The sequence below is a fragment of the Streptomyces sp. NBC_00690 genome, assembly GCF_036226685.1.
In the GTDB taxonomy this organism is placed as follows: Bacteria; Actinomycetota; Actinomycetes; order Streptomycetales; family Streptomycetaceae; genus Streptomyces.
On record NZ_CP109009.1, the window covers coordinates 3,910,037 to 3,928,350 of the forward strand.

Here is an 18,314-nt window from a genome sequence, read left to right on the forward strand (position 1 = left end):
GGAACGGCACGAACACCGCCAGCCGGCGCCAGGCAGCGCCAGGCACCACCAACCGCCAGCCAGCAACGACAGCCCGGACGGCGCAGCCGGCACCGACGGCCAAGACCGCGACCAGAGAACGGAACCGGTGCGGCAAGACGGCCGTCCATCGCTGCCGGGAGCACCGCGACACCCGGTCGGCGGTCCCTGAAAAGCGGCGGTCCGGCACGGCGTGCGGGCGGCGCGCCGGACCCCCACACAACCAGGCGCGGTGGGACCGATAGCCTTTCGGCCATGACCGTTGCGTTCTTCTCGGGCAAGCGCCGCCGGGCCGCTGCCACCATCGGTGCCGTCTCCGCCGGGCTCCTCGTCCTCTCCGCCTGCGACAAGCCGACGCCGCTGGCGACCATCACGGTGGGGACGGACTCCGTCAACTCCGAGGCGGCCTGCTACAACGACGGCAAGGCCCTCGCGGAGTCCAAGGTCCAGGGCTGTCTCTCCAAGTCCAGCGGAAAGACCGTCAAGGTCGCGCTGGACGACAAGATCCGCTTCGGTGTCGACACCGAGATCGCGGAGAACGGCTGGGTGCTCTTCCTCGGAGGACAGCGCGCCGAGGAGGAGCCGTACAAGAACACGTACCGGACCATCCCCGCCAGCGCCTTCTTCGCCTCGCAGACCGGGGAACCGGTCAACAAGGTGAACGTGAGCATCATGGAGCAGAAGGGCAAGAAGGTCCTGGGCATCTGGCACTTCACGCTGGAGAAGAAGTGACGAAGTCCTGACGCCGGGAGGCCGAGCGTGCGCGTACTCGTCGTGACCGCGGTGGCGGCGGAGGCGGACTCCGTCACCGCCGCACTGCCCGCGTCCCTGCTGGACCGCCATGACCCGGAGCACCGGGTGGAAGTCCTGGCGGGTGGCGTCGGTCCCGGCGCCGCCGCGGCGGCCACCGCGACCGCCCTGGCCAAGGGCTCGTACGACCTGGTCGTCTCGGCGGGCATCGGCGGAGGCTTCCAGCCCCAGGCTCCCGTCGGTTCGCTGGTCGTCGCCGACGCCATCGTCGCCGCCGACCTCGGGGCCCAGACCCCCGACGGCTTCATCCCGGTCGTCGAGCTCGGTTTCGGACACTCGACCCACCGCCCACCCGCAGCCCTCGCCGCCCGCGCCGCGCAGGCGATCGGTGCGCTCCACGCACCCGTGCTCACGGTCTCGACCGTCACCGGTACCGCCGCCCGCGCCGCCGAGCTGAGCTCCCGTCATCCGGGCGCCGGTGCCGAGGCGATGGAGGGTTTCGGCGTCGCCGAAGCAGCCGCCGCGCAGAACGTTCCAGTACTGGAGATCCGGGCGATCTCGAATGCGGTGGGCCCGCGGGACCGCTCGGCCTGGCGCATCAAAGAGGCCCTTTCCTCGTTGGAGGGCGCCTTCCACGCCCTTCGCCCGCTCCTGGAGGAGTCGCCGTGACCTTGCGCATCGCGTACTCGCCCTGCCCCAATGACACCTTCGTCTTCGATGCCTGGGCCCATGGCCGGGTGCCCTCGGCGCCCGCTATCGATGTGACGTTCGCCGACATCGACATCACCAACGGCATGGCCGAGCGCGGTGAGTTCGATGTCCTCAAGGTGTCCTATGCGGTGCTCCCCTGGGTCCTGGAGGACTACGCCCTGCTGCCCTGCGGCGGCGCGCTGGGGCGCGGCTGCGGCCCGTTGGTGCTCACCCGCACTCCGGGGATGGATCTGACGGGCAAGACGGTCGCCGTCCCGAGCGAGCGCTCGACGGCGTATCTGCTCTTCCGGCTGTGGGCCGCGGACCTGGTGCCCGGCGGGGTGGGACAGGTCGTCGTGATGCCGTTCCACGAGATCATGCCAGCAGTGCAGGAAGGGAAGGTGGACGCCGGCCTGGTGATCCACGAGGCACGGTTCACCTACCAGAACTACGGACTGCACCGCCTCGCCGACCTCGGGGAGCACTGGGAGTCCACCACCAGCCTGCCCATCCCCCTGGGCGCCATCATCGCCAAGCGTTCGCTGGGTGAGGCCAAGCTCCTGCAACTCACCACGACGATCCGTACGTCTGTACGGATGGCCTGGGATGATCCGGAAGCGTCCCGGCCCTATGTGCGGGCGCACGCCCAGGAGATGTCACCGACCGTCGCCGACCAGCACATCGGCCTGTACGTCAACGAGTTCACCGCCGACCTCGGTGAGGACGGCTACGCGGCCGTGCGCGGACTGCTGACTCGCGCAGCGGCCGAGGGACTCGTACCGCCCCTCGGCCCGCGTGCTCTCGCGTTCGTGTGAAAGCCCCGGCCGGACACCGGCCGGGGCTGCGCATCGGATTCGGGCGTACGGGAATCAGACGTCGAGCTGATCCGCCACCGCCCTGAGCAGACCCGCGATCTTCTTGCCGTGGACCTTGTCGGGGTAGCGACCGCGCTCCAACATCGGCGTGATGTTCTCCAACAGGGTCGTCAGGTCCTGGACGATCGACGCCAGTTCATCGGGCTTGCGCCGTTGGGCGGCAGCAACGGAAGGAGTGGGGTCGAGGACCGTGACCGACAGCGCCTGGTCGCCACGCTGTCCGGCGACGACGCCGAATTCCACCCGCTGACCGGGCTTGAGCGAATCGATGCCGTCGGGCAGCACTGACGAGTGCACGAAGACGTCGCCGCCGTCGTCGCGGGAGAGAAAGCCGAAGCCTTTCTCGCTGTTGAACCATTTGACCTTGCCGGTAGGCAAAGCACGCACCCCATTCCACCAGTCAGCCAAACCACTGTTTCCGCGGGTCAGGCTATCCAGCGCTTGCTCGTGCCTGCCGTTTGAAGCCTCCCCAGCTTGATACCCCCCGTCAAGCCGCTCCACCCATCCGGCCACTGGCGGTGGCCGACATTGATCGCAGCTCGCTCGGAGGCGAGAAGGCACGCACATCACAGCACATGTCGGTGACACCGGGACAGTGGATACCCCTCGCGCATACGGCGAATCCCCCTCCCGTGGTGAATGCGAGAGGGCGATTCGACAGGTGGGAGTACGGACATCGGAAAACCATCCGCCGACACCACGAGAACGAGAGGGGACGGGCGAATCGGGGAGAGCCGATCAAGGCCCGGAGCGCAGTGGGCGAAAAGGAGCTTCCCCGACGATCGAGCCACCGGGGCGGAGAGGAGTCGACCGGTACTCGTGGGTGTCTCGATACGGTTTTCCGCAATGCGGCGGTACGGGCGGCGGGCGAACGATCCGGGTACGGAACTCCCGGTACGCCCTCGAAGCGGAGAGTCGGATACCGGGCACCAGACACACAGCAACTGCTCGAAGCGCTCGGCACGGTCGACCGGGTCCACGCCCTGGAGCCGGCCCCGGCCCAGGGTCGGCCCGGCTCAGCGGCTCAGCGGCTCAGCGGCTCAGCGGCTCAGCGGCTCAGCGGTGACGATCCGACGCCCCCGAACGGTTTCCCGACGCCGGGAACTACCCTGGCCGGATGACTGCTACTCCTTCCGACCCGGGTGACCGTCTCGTCCGCATCGGAGCCATCGTCTTCATCGTCGGCGCGGTGGCCACTTTGGTCACCTTCGCCCCGCTCTTCCTGGGAACCGAGCCGTTTCCGCCGGTCGCGTACGCGGTGTGCATGTTGATGGGCGTCGGCTTCATGATCGCCGCGGCGGGTGTGCTGCGGTCGATCGCGGCCCAGCGACGGGCGGCACGGTCCCTCTCCTAGTTCGGCTGCGGGCTGTACTGCTCCGAAGTTGCCGCCCGCTGTGAGCGTGCCTCAGGACACGGGGCGAGGCCGCCCCGAAAGAGCATCACAAACCGGGCGTCACACCGTGGGAGCCGGAGCCCGAGTCGGAGTCGGAGCCGGAGTCAGAACCAGCGTCGGAGCCCGCCCGACCCGCTGCCGCGGCGTATGCACGCAGCCAGTCGGGGAAGGCCAGGAGATCGTCGAGCACCACATCGGCACCGGCGTCGTGCAGTTCGGCACGGCTGCACGGACCGGTGGGCACCGCCACGGCGAGGGCTCCCGCTGTGCGCGCTCCCCTGATGTCCCCGAGGTGGTCCCCCACGTACACACTCGCCCCGTACTCGCGCAGCGCCAGCGCCTTGCCCTCCGCCCACAGCCATCCGATCACCGCGTCCGGGGCGATGCCGAGGTGGGCGAGGTGAAGCCGGGCGTTGGGCTCGTGCTTGGCGGTGACGACGATCGCCCGCCCCCCGACGCCCTGCACCGCGGCCACCGCCTCACGGGCCCCCGGAAGGGCCTTCGTGGGGGCGATCGCATAGTCGGGATAGATCTCGCGGTACCGATCGCCCATGGCTTGAATGCGCTTCTCCGGGAACCAGTGCGCCAGTTCCTGGTCCAACGGCGGACCGAGCCGGCTCACCGCGAGATCGGCATCGATCCAGACACCGGTCTCGGCGGAGAGCGCCGTGAAAGCGGCGTGAATACCGGGCCGGGAATCGATGAGCGTCATATCGAGGTCGAAGCCGATGGTGAGCGGTGCAGTCGACGGATCTGGAGCCATGGGGTCCATTGTGCCGGTGGGGTCGCACATCCCGATCGCTGATCCGCGCCTTTCGCCCCGGCGGCCCCCCTCGCCAGCCGCTGCGGGAGCACGACACGCGCGACGTCGACCCCGCCCCGGTCATTCCTTCCGTCGGAACTCCCAGCAGCGCCCGGCGTCCGGCCGCTTCCCTCGGAGCACCCTCCCCTGATTATCTGGCGCAGCTTGCGTATTCGGCGCGCAAGCACCTCACTCCACGACCTTGCGGGCCCGCCACACCAGATACAGAGCCGAAGCGATCGCCGCCCCCTTCAACATCCAGGGCCAGGTCTCCACCATCGCGTCCCGCATCCCGTCCGGTGGAACGGCTCCACCCCAGCGGCCGGCCGAACGACCCCAGAGCCAGACCAGCCCCGACGTCAAAGCGGCACCGGGCAGAACGAAGACGGCGACCTTCTTCTGGGCGGTCGTGAGCTTCCGCGAGGCCCACACCAGCAACCAGCCGAGCCCGAGTGCGAGCAATGAGCCCGCAAGGGCACCCCCCAGCAGGGCGACGGCGGCCACCAACAGCAGCGGACTGCCGAACCGCGGACCGGTAGCCAGGCCAGCCGCGCCAGCCGCGGGCTCGACCACGGCGGCGACCGGGCGACGCCGGAGCTTGGCCAGCGACCGTGGCACGGGCACCCAGCGCAACCAGCCCTTCCGGGCCTCGGCTTCCGCGGCCTCATCCTCCTCGGTGGCTCCGGCCTCCTCTTCCTCCGGCGGGGGTTTCAGTATTTCCGGGATCTCCACCCCGCCCGTGAAGCCGGGCACCTGCTCGCCCACCCCGAACGGCGTCGACTCGATGCGCCACCAGTCCACGTCCGGGCCCGGGTCCACATAGCCGAACTCGCCCGGCTCCGCCTCGTACGGGGGCAGCCCGCCATCGGGGAACAGCGGATCCGGCACCGGTTCCGGTGCGACGACGTCGGACTTGGTCAGCCAATTCCGCGGGCGCGGAATCCGACGGCGCGCCGGCTTCTCAGGCTCGATCGGCGAGGCCGCCGGAGCAGCCGCAGCGGGCGGCTCCTCGGCCTCCAGCGGTGGAGCGGCTTGCTGCGGGGCCAAGGGCTCGGGCGTCTCGGACGGGGACGGGTCGCCCGAACCGACCCTGTTCACCACCTCGTCCGGGGTACCGAGCCGCCCCAGGATGCGCCGCACCGAAGCGGGCCCGTCACCCAGCGCACGGGCCCGCTGCCGATCGATCTCCCCGCGCAGCGAAGTCACCAACTGCATGCGCGCGCCCGATGACAGCTGCCGCTGTTGCGCCAGATCCCCGACCCGGCTCAGATAGTCGTAGACGAGCTGATCGCTCTCGATCCCCACGGGCTTTCCCCTGCCGTTCCCTGCCCCGGGCCGCCCCGTCTTCCCCGGACCGGCCCGCCCTGCACCAGACCGTAGCGTTCCAGGGGCTAACGTGGGGCGGATGGGGACCACACCCGAAGGAAGCAGCCCGCGCACACTGGCCGAGGCCCTGCGCTCCCGAGACGACGGGGAGCTCGCGGCCCTGCTGCGCGCACGCCCCGACCTGTTGTCCCCGGTCCCCGGCGATCTCACCCAGCTGGCGACCCGGGCGGGCACCAGGGCCTCGGTGGTGCGCGCGCTGGAACGGCTCGACAGGTTCACGCTCCAGACCGCCGAAGCCGTCGCCGTGGCGCCCGATCAGGCGTCGTACACAACACTGCTGGCCCTGATGGCGGGCGACGACGGCAACGAAGCGGTGGCAGCCGCCCTGCCGCGGGCGGTGACGCTGCTGCGCACCCAGGCGCTGCTGTGGGGTGGTGACGACCGACTGCGGCTGATCCGCACCGCCCGTGAACTGCTCGCGCCCTCGCCCAGCCGACCGTCTCCCACCGGGCTCGGTCCGACCGTCGCGGAATCCACGGCCGGGATGTCGCCTGGGCGCCTCCAGGAGATCATCGCGGCGGCGGGCCTGCCGACCACCCACGATCCGGTGTCGGCAGTCGCCGGGTTGACGGCGCTGTTCACCGACCGGGAGCGCATGGCCGCCCTGCTGGACACCGCCCCCTCCGAAGCACTGACCGTGTTGGACCGACTCGTCTGGGGACCCCCGTACGGCGAGGTGACGTCCAGTCCGACACCACCGGTGCGCTGGCTGCGCGATCGCGGACTGCTGCTACCCACCTCGCCGCGGACGATGGTCCTGCCGCGCGAAGTGGCGCTCCATCTGCGCGCGGGGCGGGCCCACCGGACTCCCGAGCCGGTACCGCCCGCGGTCGAACCGGCCGTGTCCGCGCTGGGCGAGGGCCGTCCACAGCTCGTGGACGCCACGGCAGCAGGTCAGGCGCTCACCGCCCTGACGACCGTCGAGGACCTGCTCCAGGACTGGCACGAGGGCGGCCCTGCCGTGCTGCGCGCCGGTGGGCTGTCGGTGCGCGACCTCAAGCGGACCGCGACCGCGCTCGACACCACCGAGGCGATGGCCGCCTTCTGGTTGGAGTTGGCGTACGCGGCCGGGCTCCTCGCATCCGACGGTGAAACGGACGAGCGGTACGCCCCCACGCCCGCCTACGACGAATGGCTCACCCTCGCCCCCGCCGCACGCTGGGCCGAGCTGGCGCGCGCATGGCTCACGGCGACGCGTACGTCCGGCCTGGTGGGCAGCTTGGACGGCAAGGGCCGCACCTATGCGGTGCTCGGCCCCGACCTGGATCGTTCGGCGACCGTGGAGACCCGCCGGCGGGTGCTGGAGCTGCTGGCCGCACTGCCCGAGGGCACGGCGCCGGTTCCGCAGACCCTGCTGGCACGGTTGCACTGGGAGCGCCCCCTGCGGTCGCAGACCCCGAGCAACACCCTCACCAGCGGCCATCCCGCCGACCGTGCGAGCGGCCCGGTCGACCTGCGCTCCAAGATCGCGTCCTGGACCCTGGCGGAGGCGGAATCACTGGGCGTGACCGGTCGGGGCGCACTGGCGAGCCACGGCCGGGCGCTGCTGTCGGCCACTCCCGGTGCGGGAGAAGGTTCTCCCGCACCGGGAGTGGCCGACCCGGCCCGGACCGCCGCAAGCGTCCTCACCCCCCTGCTGCCCCACCCGCTGGACCATGTCCTGCTCCAGGCCGACCTGACCGCCGTCGCGCCGGGCCCGCTGGAGCGGCCCCTCGCGGAGACCCTCGCGGTTCTCGCGGACGTCGAGTCCAAGGGCGGTGCAACCGTCTACCGCTTCACGCCCGGTTCGGTGCGCCGCGCTCTGGACGCCGGCCGCTCGGCATCCGATCTGCACGCCTTCCTGGCCGCCCACTCCCGTACCCCGGTCCCCCAGCCGCTGAGCTATCTCATCGACGACATGGCCAGGCGCCACGGTCACCTACGGGTCGGCTCGGCCTCCGCGTACGTACGCTGCGACGACGAGGCGCTGTTGGATGAGATCCTCGCGGACCGGCGCTCGCAGCCGTTGGGCCTGCGGCGCATCGCCCCCACCGTGCTCGCCGCCCAGGCCGACCCGGCGGGGCTGCTCACCGCACTGCGCGGCCTCGGGTACGCACCCGCCGCCGAGTCGTCGGACGGCGATGTGATGATCGCCCGCGCCCATGCCCGCCGCACCCCGCCGCGCACCCCACCCGCTCCGGTGCCAGACGGTCCGCCGATGCCGGACTCGACCCTGCTCGGGGCGGCGGTCAAGGCGATCCGGGCCGGCGATCTGGCGGCGACGGTGGCCCTGAAGCCGGTGGCATCCGACGCGCCCCAGCCGAAGGGGGGCGAACTGCCCCGGTCCACCCCGGCCGAGACCCTCGCCACGGTCCAGGCGGCTGCCATGACGGGGTCGGCGGTCTGGATCGGCTATGTGAACGCGGAAGGATCGGCGAGCCAGCGGGTGATCGCCCCGGTGCGGGTCGAGGGCGGCTTCGTCACCGCGTACGACCACACGGCCGACGAGGTCCGCACCTATCCGCTGCACCGCATCACGGGCGTCGCGGAGCTCGCGGACGATCCGAGCTGAATCCGTCGCGGAACCTGAGCCTGAGCCGGGTCAGTGCTTTGGTCCGGCCGGCGCCGGGGGCTGCCGGCTTGCTCTGTGGGGCCGGCTTGCTCAGCGAGGGGGCGGGCGCTACCGGTTCGCCCTGCCGGTCGTCCGTCTCCCGGCCGGGTTCGGTGCCCCTCGGGTCCGCGGCGACCTGGGACGGGGTCGGCTCGGCCAGGGTGTGGAAGCGATGGCTGATCCGCCGCCCCAGGAGGAGATAGGCGATCAAGGCACCGCTGGTGTTGAGGATGACGTCGTCCACGTCGAACGCACGGCCCTCCACCAGCGCTCCCTGCGTCAGCTCCACAAAGATCATCACCACCGCGGTCAACACCAGGACCCGGAGCATCCGCAGTTTGCGGGGCACGAGCAGCGGCAGGAGCAGTCCGAACGGGGCGCCGAGCAGCAGATTGCCGCCGACCTGCTTGCAGGCGGCGAGGAAGGTGTACTCCTCGGCGTACTGCCGCAGCGACCTTCCGGGCTGGAGATTGGCTCCGGCGATGTCGGCCGATGCCGTCGAGGGGGTGAGGGTCAGTCTGGCCAGCACCACCGAGAACACGACCAGCGCCGCCAGAGCCACCGCCATGATCAGCAGCCGCAGGGCCGTCGTACGCCATGGAGCACCCGAAGCGTCCGCCGAGACAGCGACTGCCGGGGTACCCCCTTCGCTCTGTGTTCCCCTGGGTCCGGTCATATCTCGCGGATGCCCCCGAAGGCGGCGATCAGGCGTGTCGAACACAGATGCTGCCCGGGTGTTCGGCGCCGTCGATCGGCCGTGGCGGCCCGCGTCACACCCCACAGGGGCATCCATGCGGCACACTGGAGGTTTGGCTCACCGAAAGGGCACAGGTGTGAACGGCCCCCTCATCGTTCAGAGCGACAAGACCCTCCTCCTCGAAGTCGACCACGAGCTGGCCGACGCCTGCCGCCGCGTCATCGCTCCCTTCGCCGAACTGGAGCGCGCGCCCGAGCACATCCACACCTACCGGATCACCCCTCTCGGCCTGTGGAACGCCCGGGCGGCCGGGCACGACGCGGAGCAGGTCGTGGACGCCCTCGTCGAGTACAGCCGCTACCCCGTGCCCCACGCCCTGCTCGTCGACGTCGCCGAGACCATGGCCCGCTATGGCCGGCTCACACTGTCCAAGCACCCCACGCACGGTCTGGTCCTCACCAGCACCGACCGGCCGGTGCTGGAGGAGATCCTGCGCTCCAAGCGGGTGCAGCCGCTCATCGGGGAACGCATCGACGCCGACTCGGTCGCCGTGCACCCCTCCGAGCGCGGGCAGATCAAGCAGACCCTGCTGAAGCTGGGCTGGCCCGCCGAGGACCACGCCGGATATGTCGACGGCGAGGCCCACCGCATCGATCTCGAAGAGAACGGCTGGGCACTGCGCCCCTACCAGAAGCAGGCCGTCGAAGGCTTCTGGCACGGCGGCTCGGGCGTCGTCGTACTGCCGTGCGGTGCGGGCAAGACGCTGGTCGGCGCGGGTGCGATGGCACAGGCGAAGGCGACCACGCTGATCCTGGTCACCAACACGGTCTCCGCCCGCCAGTGGAAGCACGAACTGATCAAGCGGACTTCGCTGACCGAGGAGGAGATCGGCGAGTACAGCGGCACGAAGAAGGAGATCCGCCCGGTCACCATCGCCACCTACCAGGTGCTGACGACCAAGCGGAAGGGCATCTATCCGCATCTGGAGCTGTTCGACTCGCGCGACTGGGGGCTGATCCTCTACGACGAGGTGCATCTGCTGCCCGCGCCCGTCTTCAAGTTCACCGCCGACCTCCAGGCCAGACGTCGCCTCGGGCTGACCGCCACGCTCGTACGGGAGGACGGACGCGAGTCGGACGTGTTCTCCCTGATCGGTCCCAAGCGGTTCGACGCGCCGTGGAAGGAGATCGAGGCGCAGGGCTACATCGCGCCCGCGGACTGTGTGGAGGTGCGGGTGAACCTCACCGACGCCGAGCGTCTCGCGTACGCCACGGCGGAGACCGAGGAGAAGTACCGCTTCTGCGCCACGACCGCCACCAAGCGGAAGGTGACGGAGGCTCTCGTCGCCAAGCACCAGGGCGAGCAGACCCTGGTCATCGGGCAGTACATCGATCAACTCGATGAGCTCGGCGAGCATCTGGACGCGCCCGTGATCAAGGGCGAGACGTCCAACGCCCAGCGCGAGAAGCTCTTCGAGGCGTTCCGGCAGGGCGAGATCTCTGTGCTCGTCGTTTCGAAGGTCGCCAACTTCTCGATCGACCTTCCGGAGGCGACCGTCGCCATCCAGGTGTCCGGCACCTTCGGTTCCCGACAGGAGGAGGCCCAGCGGCTGGGCCGGGTGCTGCGGCCCAAGGCGGACGGCCATGAGGCGCGGTTCTACTCGGTGGTCGCGCGGGACACGATCGACCAGGACTTCGCGGCGCACCGTCAGCGCTTCCTGGCGGAGCAGGGATACGCCTACCGCATCATGGACGCGGACGAACTGCTCAGCTGATGTATCCGTGGGGACGCCCGGTGGGCTGCGAGCCAGGAGTCGGGTCGTCCTCGGCGCCCGCGGTGCGAGGTACGGGGGCGGGGTATGGGTGCTGCGGATTCAGCGGCGCCGGACACCCGCCTCCTCCGCGTACTCGCCGAGGACGGCGACGCTGAACACGGTGCCGACGAACACCTTGACCGCGCGTAGCGCATTGCCCGCGCGGTGGGGTGAGTGGTGGGCGCCGCTCGCCGATGCACCGTGGTGGGCGCGGGGTCGAGGGACCTGGGCGCTGGGTGTGAAGGTTGCTGTACTCATACCTCCATGGTGGTCGGCCGGCCGTTCGAACACATCGAACCAAGGACTGAACCGCGTCCCCACCCGCCTACGACTCCAGACATAGGGGTTCCCCTACGGGCACGGGACCTGGGGAGGAGCGGCGAGTCATCCCTGTGGCAGGCAACCGATGGGCGGGTGGAGCCCTCCACCCCCGGCGGGGCTCACACCACACGATGGACCGACCACGCCGTGTCACCGCCCGGTGGGAAACCCGGTCGCCCGGGACCCGCCCCCAGGACTAGACTCCGCGCCTTGCCCGCCTCCCACTCGTGGAGCGCCGCCGTCCGGACGGAAACCGGACGGCTCAGCCATGCCCGAATCGCTGTTGCTCCGGAGGCGACCCGTGCCCGCGCACGCCCCACTCCCAGCTGTCCCCGACCCTGACCCCGAAGCCGTACCTGCCGCCGCCCTCGACCCGCTGGCGCGAGAGCGTGCCCATCTGCGCGCGTCGCGCACCGCCCTGCGCGCCATGCGCGAGGAGGTGCAGGCGCTGGACATCAAGGACGTCACCGCGAACTGGGTCAACGCGGCCGTCCTCCAGGCACAGATCGACGGGCGCATCGCGGAGTTGGCCGACCTCTCCCACACCCCTCTCTTCTTCGGCCGGCTCGACTTCCTCCACACCACGCAGGAGGGGCAGCGCTTCTACATCGGCCGCCGCCATGTGCACGACGGCAGCGGCGATCCCATGGTGGTGGACTGGCGCGCCCCGGTGTCACAGGCGTTCTACCGGGCCTCGCGCAAGGACCCGCTCGACGTCCGGCTGCGCCGCAGGTTCGGCTACACCGGCGGCGAACTCACCGCGTACGAGGACGAGGACCTCACCGTTCCCACCGAGGGCGACGCGTACGCGAGCAAACTGCTCCAGGCGGAGATCGAACGTCCCCGAGTGGGCCCCATGCGGGACATCGTCGCCACGATCCAACCCGAGCAGGACGAGATCGTCCGGTCCTCGCTCGGCGGCACGGTGTGCGTGCAGGGCGGGCCGGGCACCGGGAAGACGGCCGTGGGCCTGCACCGGGTCGCCTACCTCCTCTACGCCCATCGGGAGCGCCTGGCCCGCACCGGCACCCTGGTGATCGGACCGAACCGCTCCTTCCTCCACTACATCGAGCAGGTGTTGCCCGCCCTCGGTGAACTGGACGTCAAGCAGGCGACGGTGAACGACCTGGTGGCCCGGGTCGAGGTGCGCGGGGTGGACGAGGCGGCAGCGGCGGTCGTCAAGGGGGACGCCCGGCTGGCCCGGGTGCTGCGGACCGCCCTGCGCTCCCACGTCACCCTGCCCACCGAGCCGGTGATGGTGGTGCGGGGTTCACGGCGCTGGCGCATCCCCGCGTACGAACTGGAGGAGATCGTCCAGGAACTGCTGGACCGGGACATCCGGTACGGCGCGGCCCGTGACGCCCTGCCGCAGCGCATCGCCCATGCGGTGCTGATCCGGATGGAGGCGGCCGGCGAGGCACCCGACGACCGGGTGCAGGACGCGGTGGCCCGCAATCCCGCGGTGAAGGCGGCGGTCAAGTCCATCTGGCCGCCGGTGGACCCGGCCAGACTGGTCCTGCGGCTGCTGTCGGACGTCGACTTCCTGGCGGAGCACGCCGAAGGGGTGCTCACCGCCGAGGAGCAGCGCACGATCCTGTGGACGAAACCGGCGAGGAGCGTGCGCAGCGCGAAGTGGTCGGCGGCGGACGCCGTACTGATCGACGAGGCCACCGATCTGGTGCAGCGCACGCCGTCGCTGGGCCATGTGGTGCTGGACGAGGCGCAGGATCTGTCCCCCATGCAGTACCGGGCGGTGGGTCGGCGCTGTACGACCGGATCGGCCACGGTCCTCGGTGACCTCGCTCAGGGGACCACTCCGTGGGCCACCGGGAGTTGGCGCGAGGCCCTGGCGCACCTCGGCAAGTCGGACGCCCACGTGGAGGAGCTCACCGCGGGCTTCCGCGTGCCCCGGGAGGTCATCGCGTACGCCTCCCGGCTGCTGCCGCACATGTCGCCGGGGTTGGCGGAGGTGCGTTCGGTGCGGGAGTCCCCGGGGTCGCTCGACGTGCGCCGGGTGGAGTCTCCCGGGTCGCTCGACGAGGCCGTGGTCGGGGCCTGCGTCGAGGCGCTGGCCCATGAGGGGTCGATCGCCCTGATCGCCGCGGACGGCCGGGTGGAGGCGCTGGGTGCCGCTCTGTCCGCGGTCGGGCTCGCCTTTCTGGCGCCGGGCGAGGAGACCACCGTGGACTCCCGGCTGACCCTGGTTCCGGCGTCCTTGGCGAAGGGTCTGGAGTACGACTACGTGGTGTTGGACGATCCGGCGACGATCGTGGCGTCCGAGCCCGATGAACGCACCGGGCTGCGGCGGTTGTACGTGACGCTGACGCGTGCGGTGTCGGGGCTGACCGTGCTGTACGAGGACGAACTGCCGACCCAGTTGGGGTAGCCCGGCCCGCTCACGGCCTTGGGGCCACCACCACCTCGACGGGGTGGTGGTGGCCCGTCAGGCCCGCTCAGGCCCGGTCTGGCCGCTCAGGCCCGGTCTGGCCCGTTTCGCAGCCGGTCAGGCGTCGAGCACGGACCGCCATTCGCGTACCGCCGATGCCGACACCGGCCCGGTCCAGCCGTCGGGGCGGGCCGCTCCACCGATGTGGAAGCCCTCGATGCCGGCCGAGAGCAGCACTGATACATGGTCCAGGCGCAGTCCGCCGCCGACCAGGATCTGGGCCTCGTACCCGGGCTCGCCCGCGCGGGCCACCTCCGCGAGGAGTGTCGGCAGTCCTGCGTCGACGCCCGTGGGGGATCCGGCGGTCAGATAGGTGTCGAGGCCGGGCACGTCCGCCAGTCGCGTGCGCAGGGCGTCCCGGTCCTTGGCGCGGTCGATGGCCCGGTGGAAGGTCCAGGCACAGCCGGAGATCTCCACCAGGATGCGTTCGACGGTGACCAGGTCGGGGTTGCCCGATGCGTCCAGGTAGCCGAGGACGAATTCGTCGGCGCCCTCGGCCCGTAGTCCGGCGGCGGCCTCCACCAGGTTCTCGACGTCCTGGGGTGACCCGGCCGTGAATCCGTCGGTCAGTCGCAGCATGACGCGCAGCGGGATGTCCACGGCGGCCCGGATGCGGCCGAAGGTCTCGCGGGACGGGGTCAGCCCGTCCGCCGCGATGTCCGTGACCAGCTCAAGCCGGTCCGCGCCTCCGGTCTGGGCCGCGACCGCGTCCTCGGCGTCCAGAGCGATCACCTCTAGGACTGCACGGTTGCTCATGTGACCCCATTCCTCCAGGGAGACGGCTTATCGCTCCAATAGGTCTAGTCCAATAAACAAGACTAGTGCTCAGCCTGCGCAGCCGCAGCAGCACCCCCATGGGTCCACACTTGCATGAGATACGGGCAGGGGGTATACATGGACCCAGAAGAGATACCCCCTAGGGGTATCAGCCGCCGGACAGGGAGGACTCATGGCGCACACAGCCACCCACCAAGAGGTAGAACTCGCCATCGGCGGGATGACGTGTGCCTCCTGCGCGGCCCGCATCGAGAAGAAGCTCAACCGCATGGAAGGCGTCGAGGCCACCGTCAACTACGCCACCGAGAAGGCCAAGGTCACCTTCGCGGGCGAGATCTCCGTCCAGGACCTGATCGGCACGGTCGAGGCGACCGGATACAGCGCCAAGCAGCCCAAGCCGGCCCCCACCCACGGTACGACGGGCGGAGCTGACGACGGCGACCAGGAGACCGAAGGCGAGGACCGCGAACTGGTGACCTTGCGCCAGCGCATGATCACCGCCGTCACCCTCTCGATCCCGGTCATCGCCATGGCGATGATCCCCGCCCTCCAGTTCCAGTACTGGCAGTGGCTCTCGCTCACCCTCGCCGCTCCGGTCGTCACCTACGCCGGCTGGCCCTTCCACCGCGCGGCCTGGAAGAACCTGCGGCACGGCTCGGCCACCATGGACACCCTCGTCTCGGTGGGCACATCGGCCGCGTTCATCTGGTCGCTGTACGCCCTGTTCTGGGGCCACGCCGGAATGCCCGGCATGACCCACCCCTTCGAGCTCACGATCTCCCGCAGCGACGGCGCGTCGAACATCTACCTGGAGGCCGCGGCCGGCGTCACGGCGTTCATCCTGGCCGGCCGGTTCTTCGAGGCGCGCTCCAAGCGGAAGGCGGGCGCGGCCCTGCGTGCGCTGATGCACCTGGGCGCCAAGGAGGTCACGGTCCTGCGGGACGGCCAGGAGGTCCGCGTACCCACCGGTGAACTGGCGGTCGGCGACCACTTCCTGGTGCGCCCCGGAGAGAAGATCGCCACGGACGGCGTGGTCGTCGAGGGCTCGTCCGCCGTGGACGCCTCGATGCTGACCGGTGAGTCCGTGCCGGTCGAGGTCTCCCCCGGTGACGGTGTCACCGGTGCCACCCTGAACGCCGGCGGCCGACTGGTCGTCGAGGCCACCAGGGTCGGCGCGGACACCCAGCTCGCCCGGATGGCACAGCTCGTCGAGGACGCCCAGAACGGCAAGGCGTCCGCCCAGCGGCTGGCCGACAAGATCTCCGCGGTCTTCGTCCCGATCGTGATCCTGCTCGCCCTCGGCACCCTCGCGGTGTGGCTGGCGACCGGCGAGGGCTGGGCGGCTGCCTTCACCGCTGCGGTGGCCGTACTGATCATCGCCTGCCCCTGCGCGCTCGGCCTGGCCACACCGACCGCCCTCATGGTCGGCACCGGCCGGGGAGCCCAGCTCGGCATCCTGATCAAGGGGCCCGAAGTCCTGGAGACCACCCGCAAGGTCGACACCGTCGTCCTGGACAAGACCGGAACCGTCACCACCGGCAAGATGACCCTGCTCGCCGTCCACACCGCCGAGTCCACCGACGAGACCGAGGTGCTCCGGATCGCCGGCGCCCTGGAGAACGCATCCGAGCACCCCATCGCCCAGGCCGTCGCCGCCGGCGCCATCGAGAAGACCGGCGCCCTGCCGACCCCCGAGGACTTCGCCAACATCCCCGGACTCGGCGTCCAGGGAATCGTCGAGGGCCGTGCGGTCCTGGTCGGCCGGCAGAAGCTGCTCGCCGAGTGGGAGATCCACCTCCCGGTGGAGCTGGAGCGCGCCAAGGCGGACGCCGAGGCCGCGGGCCGCACCGCGATCGCGGTGGCCTGGGACGGCGAGGCCCGTGCGGTCCTGGAGGTCGCCGACGCGGTGAAGGACACCAGCGCCGAGGCGATCAAGGGGCTGCGCGCCCTGGGACTGACCCCGATCCTGCTCACCGGTGACAACCGGGCGGTGGCCGAAGCGGTGGCCGCCGAGGTCGGCATCGACGAGGTGATCGCCGAGGTCATGCCGGAGGACAAGGTCGACGTGGTCAAGCGGCTCCAGGCCGAGGGCCGGAGCGTGGCCATGGTCGGCGATGGCGTGAACGACGCTGCGGCGCTCGCCCAGGCCGATCTGGGGCTCGCCATGGGCACCGGTACGGACGCGGCGATCGAGGCCAGCGATCTGACCCTCGTACGGGGCGACCTGAGGGCCGCGGCCGATGCCATCCGGCTCGCCCGTCGCACCCTGGGCACGATCCGCTCGAACCTGTTCTGGGCCTTCGCCTACAACGTGGCCGCCCTGCCGCTCGCCGCGCTGGGGCTCCTCAGCCCGATGATCGCGGGTGCGGCGATGGCCTTCTCCTCGGTGTTCGTCGTGGGCAACAGTCTGCGACTGCGCCGCTTTAAGTCGGCCGTCTAGGAACCGGCCCTTAAAGCCGACGAGGCAGAGGGCCGGATGAGCGGGAGTCGGGGCGTCAACCGCCCAGGCTCCCGCTTCCGAATGCCCCGCCGCCGACGTTCTTCCCGTGCATGGGCCTGGCTTCCCGCCCCTTGCCGGTGCTGTGGGAGCTGTGCGCCTTCATGTTGTACGGCAGCAGACGTTCCCCACCGTGCGGGAAGTCGTCGACGTCTTCCTCGCGGACCTCTTCGATGTGCTCCCGGTGGGCCGGTTTGTGCGGCTGCTCATCGGGCCGCGGCGGCTCGTACTCCTCCCGGCGGCGCGAGTCCCACCACATGGCCGCGGTCAGCAGGGCCACCAGGAAAATACCGATGATGAGCATGAGTGCGATCATGGTGTCTGCCTTCCGTACGGGGTGGCACGCACCTCTTCTTCCCTCCAGTATCGCCCTCTTTGTACGCTTTAGGCTGATCTGGTGGAATAAGATCGCTCTGACCTGCATGAACGGGATGCAGACGACCATGCGGACACCGCGAACCGTGCCGCTCTAGAGTCGGACGCATGAGCCCCGCCGACGCCGGCCTCCCGGAACCCCGAGCACACCACGCACTCCAGGCACCCCCGTCACCTCAGGTGCTCGTCGAGCGCTTCTCCCGCGCCCTGCTGGCCGCCCGCGCCGATGCCCCGGGCCCCGACCCCCGGCCGTACGCCGATGCCCTCCTCGCCCGCTGGGACGAGCCGCAGCGCCGCTACCACACCACCGCCCACCTCGCCGCGGTCCTGGACCACATCGACGCGCTCGCGCCGCACGCGGCGGACGCCGACCTCGTACGACTGGCGGCCTGGTTCCACGACGCGATCTACCTCCCCGACCGCTCGGAGAACGAGGAGCGCTCGGCCCGGCTCGCCGAACGCGCCCTGCGCGAGGCAGGGCTGCCCGACTCCGCCACCGCGGAGGTCGCCCGACTCGTCCGGCTCACCGTCACCCACGCCCCCGAGCCGACCGACACCAACGGCGCGGTCCTGTGCGATGCGGACCTCGCGATCCTCGCGGCACCCCCGACGGCCTACGCGGCCTATGCGGCGGCCGTGCGCGAGGAGTACGGATTCGTCCCGGACGACGCCTTCCGCGTCGGCCGGGCCGCGGTCCTGCGCCAACTCCTCGCACTGCCCGCGCTGTTCCACACCCCGCAGGCGGTACGGGAGTGGGAGGAGGCCGCGCGCACCAATCTGGCGGCCGAGATCGGTCGACTCGACGCCGACCCACCGCACTCGACGGGCACCCACCCCTCACCCGCGTGAACAATCCTGCGGGCCGATACGCCTAGATCGTGGCT

General features: G+C 70.7%; 16 protein-coding genes. 9 read left to right on the forward strand and 7 right to left on the reverse strand.

The window, feature by feature from the left end:
* Window positions 1–273 precede the first annotated feature (273 nt).
* The 3 genes from OID54_RS17130 to OID54_RS17140 are packed head-to-tail and all read left to right on the forward strand — an operon-like array spanning window position 274 to window position 2,273.
* Window positions 274–750: a DUF2771 domain-containing protein gene (locus tag OID54_RS17130; protein ID WP_329020556.1), complete on the forward strand. Its 477-nt coding sequence runs from the start codon at window positions 274–276 to the stop codon at window positions 748–750.
* A 27-nt stretch (window positions 751–777) separates the two neighbouring features.
* A complete protein-coding gene (locus tag OID54_RS17135) occupies window positions 778–1,437 on the forward strand; it encodes a futalosine hydrolase (RefSeq protein WP_329020558.1) in 660 nt (219 codons plus the stop codon).
* A complete protein-coding gene (locus tag OID54_RS17140; RefSeq protein WP_329020560.1) occupies window positions 1,434–2,273 on the forward strand; it encodes a 1,4-dihydroxy-6-naphthoate synthase in 840 nt (279 codons plus the stop codon). Before OID54_RS17135 ends, OID54_RS17140 begins: the two co-directional genes overlap by 4 nt.
* A 54-nt stretch (window positions 2,274–2,327) precedes the next feature.
* On the opposite strand, the gene OID54_RS17145 is transcribed toward OID54_RS17140, so the two are convergent.
* Window positions 2,328–2,711 carry a cold-shock protein gene (locus OID54_RS17145; protein ID WP_329027583.1) on the reverse strand — a complete coding sequence of 128 codons (384 nt, stop codon included), beginning with the start codon at window positions 2,709–2,711 and terminating at the stop codon, window positions 2,328–2,330.
* 739 nt (window positions 2,712–3,450) lie between these two features.
* Here OID54_RS17145 and OID54_RS17150 point away from each other — a divergent pair.
* Complete coding sequence (locus OID54_RS17150; protein ID WP_329020563.1) at window positions 3,451–3,687, forward strand: hypothetical protein; 237 nt, start codon at window positions 3,451–3,453, stop codon at window positions 3,685–3,687.
* A gap of 85 nt (window positions 3,688–3,772) precedes the next feature.
* Here OID54_RS17150 and OID54_RS17155 read toward each other — a convergent pair whose 3' ends face one another.
* Both OID54_RS17155 and OID54_RS17160 read right to left on the reverse strand, forming a co-directional pair.
* Complete coding sequence (locus OID54_RS17155) at window positions 3,773–4,489, reverse strand: HAD family hydrolase (RefSeq protein WP_329020566.1); 717 nt, start codon at window positions 4,487–4,489, stop codon at window positions 3,773–3,775.
* A 228-nt stretch (window positions 4,490–4,717) separates the two neighbouring features.
* The gene (locus tag OID54_RS17160; RefSeq protein WP_329020568.1) at window positions 4,718–5,833 is read right to left on the reverse strand and encodes a hypothetical protein; all 1,116 of its coding nucleotides are present in this window, start codon (window positions 5,831–5,833) and stop codon (window positions 4,718–4,720) included.
* A gap of 100 nt (window positions 5,834–5,933) precedes the next feature.
* Here OID54_RS17160 and OID54_RS17165 point away from each other — a divergent pair, with 100 nt between their 5' ends.
* Window positions 5,934–8,465, forward strand: coding sequence for a helicase C-terminal domain-containing protein (locus OID54_RS17165; RefSeq protein WP_329020571.1), 2,532 nt, complete (start codon window positions 5,934–5,936; stop codon window positions 8,463–8,465).
* On the opposite strand, the gene OID54_RS17170 is transcribed toward OID54_RS17165, so the two are convergent.
* Window positions 8,428–9,072: a VanZ family protein gene (locus OID54_RS17170; protein WP_329027585.1), complete on the reverse strand. Its 645-nt coding sequence runs from the start codon at window positions 9,070–9,072 to the stop codon at window positions 8,428–8,430. The genes OID54_RS17165 and OID54_RS17170 overlap by 38 nt on opposite strands.
* A gap of 265 nt (window positions 9,073–9,337) precedes the next feature.
* Here OID54_RS17170 and OID54_RS17175 point away from each other — a divergent pair, with 265 nt between their 5' ends.
* Window positions 9,338–10,975 carry a DNA repair helicase XPB gene (locus tag OID54_RS17175; protein WP_329020573.1) on the forward strand — a complete coding sequence of 546 codons (1,638 nt, stop codon included), beginning with the start codon at window positions 9,338–9,340 and terminating at the stop codon, window positions 10,973–10,975.
* 99 nt (window positions 10,976–11,074) lie between these two features.
* On the opposite strand, the gene OID54_RS17180 is transcribed toward OID54_RS17175, so the two are convergent.
* Window positions 11,075–11,272: a hypothetical protein gene (locus tag OID54_RS17180; RefSeq protein ID WP_329020575.1), complete on the reverse strand. Its 198-nt coding sequence runs from the start codon at window positions 11,270–11,272 to the stop codon at window positions 11,075–11,077.
* Window positions 11,273–11,636: 364 nt separating this feature from the next.
* Here OID54_RS17180 and OID54_RS17185 point away from each other — a divergent pair, with 364 nt between their 5' ends.
* Complete coding sequence (locus OID54_RS17185; RefSeq protein ID WP_443055610.1) at window positions 11,637–13,721, forward strand: HelD family protein; 2,085 nt, start codon at window positions 11,637–11,639, stop codon at window positions 13,719–13,721.
* Between the two features lie 117 nt (window positions 13,722–13,838).
* Here OID54_RS17185 and OID54_RS17190 read toward each other — a convergent pair whose 3' ends face one another.
* Window positions 13,839–14,537, reverse strand: a complete 699-nt coding sequence (locus OID54_RS17190; protein ID WP_329020577.1) for a copper homeostasis protein CutC — start codon at window positions 14,535–14,537, stop codon at window positions 13,839–13,841.
* Window positions 14,538–14,730: 193 nt separating this feature from the next.
* On the opposite strand from OID54_RS17190, the gene OID54_RS17195 reads away from it, so the two are divergent.
* A complete protein-coding gene (locus OID54_RS17195) occupies window positions 14,731–16,998 on the forward strand; it encodes a heavy metal translocating P-type ATPase (protein ID WP_329020580.1) in 2,268 nt (755 codons plus the stop codon).
* Between the two features lie 55 nt (window positions 16,999–17,053).
* On the opposite strand, the gene OID54_RS17200 is transcribed toward OID54_RS17195, so the two are convergent.
* Entirely contained in the window at window positions 17,054–17,371 is a 318-nt protein-coding gene (locus tag OID54_RS17200) for a DUF6479 family protein (protein WP_329020583.1), read from the reverse strand.
* Between the two features lie 167 nt (window positions 17,372–17,538).
* On the opposite strand from OID54_RS17200, the gene OID54_RS17205 reads away from it, so the two are divergent.
* Window positions 17,539–18,279 carry an HD domain-containing protein gene (locus OID54_RS17205; RefSeq protein ID WP_329020585.1) on the forward strand — a complete coding sequence of 247 codons (741 nt, stop codon included), beginning with the start codon at window positions 17,539–17,541 and terminating at the stop codon, window positions 18,277–18,279.
* Window positions 18,280–18,314: the final 35 nt, after the last annotated feature.

Excerpts from the sequence above, each read along its gene's own strand:
- OID54_RS17130 (WP_329020556.1), top strand. The coding sequence starts at position 274 with ATGACCGTTGCGTTCTTCTCGGGCAAGCGCCGCCGGGCCGCTGCCACC.
- OID54_RS17150 (WP_329020563.1), top strand. The coding sequence starts at position 3,451 with ATGACTGCTACTCCTTCCGACCCGGGTGACCGTCTCGTCCGCATCGGA.
- OID54_RS17155 (WP_329020566.1), bottom strand. The coding sequence starts at position 4,489 with ATGGCTCCAGATCCGTCGACTGCACCGCTCACCATCGGCTTCGACCTC.
- OID54_RS17165 (WP_329020571.1), top strand. The coding sequence starts at position 5,934 with ATGGGGACCACACCCGAAGGAAGCAGCCCGCGCACACTGGCCGAGGCC.
- OID54_RS17170 (WP_329027585.1), bottom strand. The coding sequence starts at position 9,072 with ATGGCGGTGGCTCTGGCGGCGCTGGTCGTGTTCTCGGTGGTGCTGGCC.
- OID54_RS17180 (WP_329020575.1), bottom strand. The coding sequence starts at position 11,272 with ATGAGTACAGCAACCTTCACACCCAGCGCCCAGGTCCCTCGACCCCGC.
- OID54_RS17190 (WP_329020577.1), bottom strand. The coding sequence starts at position 14,537 with ATGAGCAACCGTGCAGTCCTAGAGGTGATCGCTCTGGACGCCGAGGAC.
- OID54_RS17195 (WP_329020580.1), top strand. The coding sequence starts at position 14,731 with ATGGCGCACACAGCCACCCACCAAGAGGTAGAACTCGCCATCGGCGGG.
- OID54_RS17200 (WP_329020583.1), bottom strand. The coding sequence starts at position 17,371 with ATGATCGCACTCATGCTCATCATCGGTATTTTCCTGGTGGCCCTGCTG.
- OID54_RS17205 (WP_329020585.1), top strand. The coding sequence starts at position 17,539 with ATGAGCCCCGCCGACGCCGGCCTCCCGGAACCCCGAGCACACCACGCA.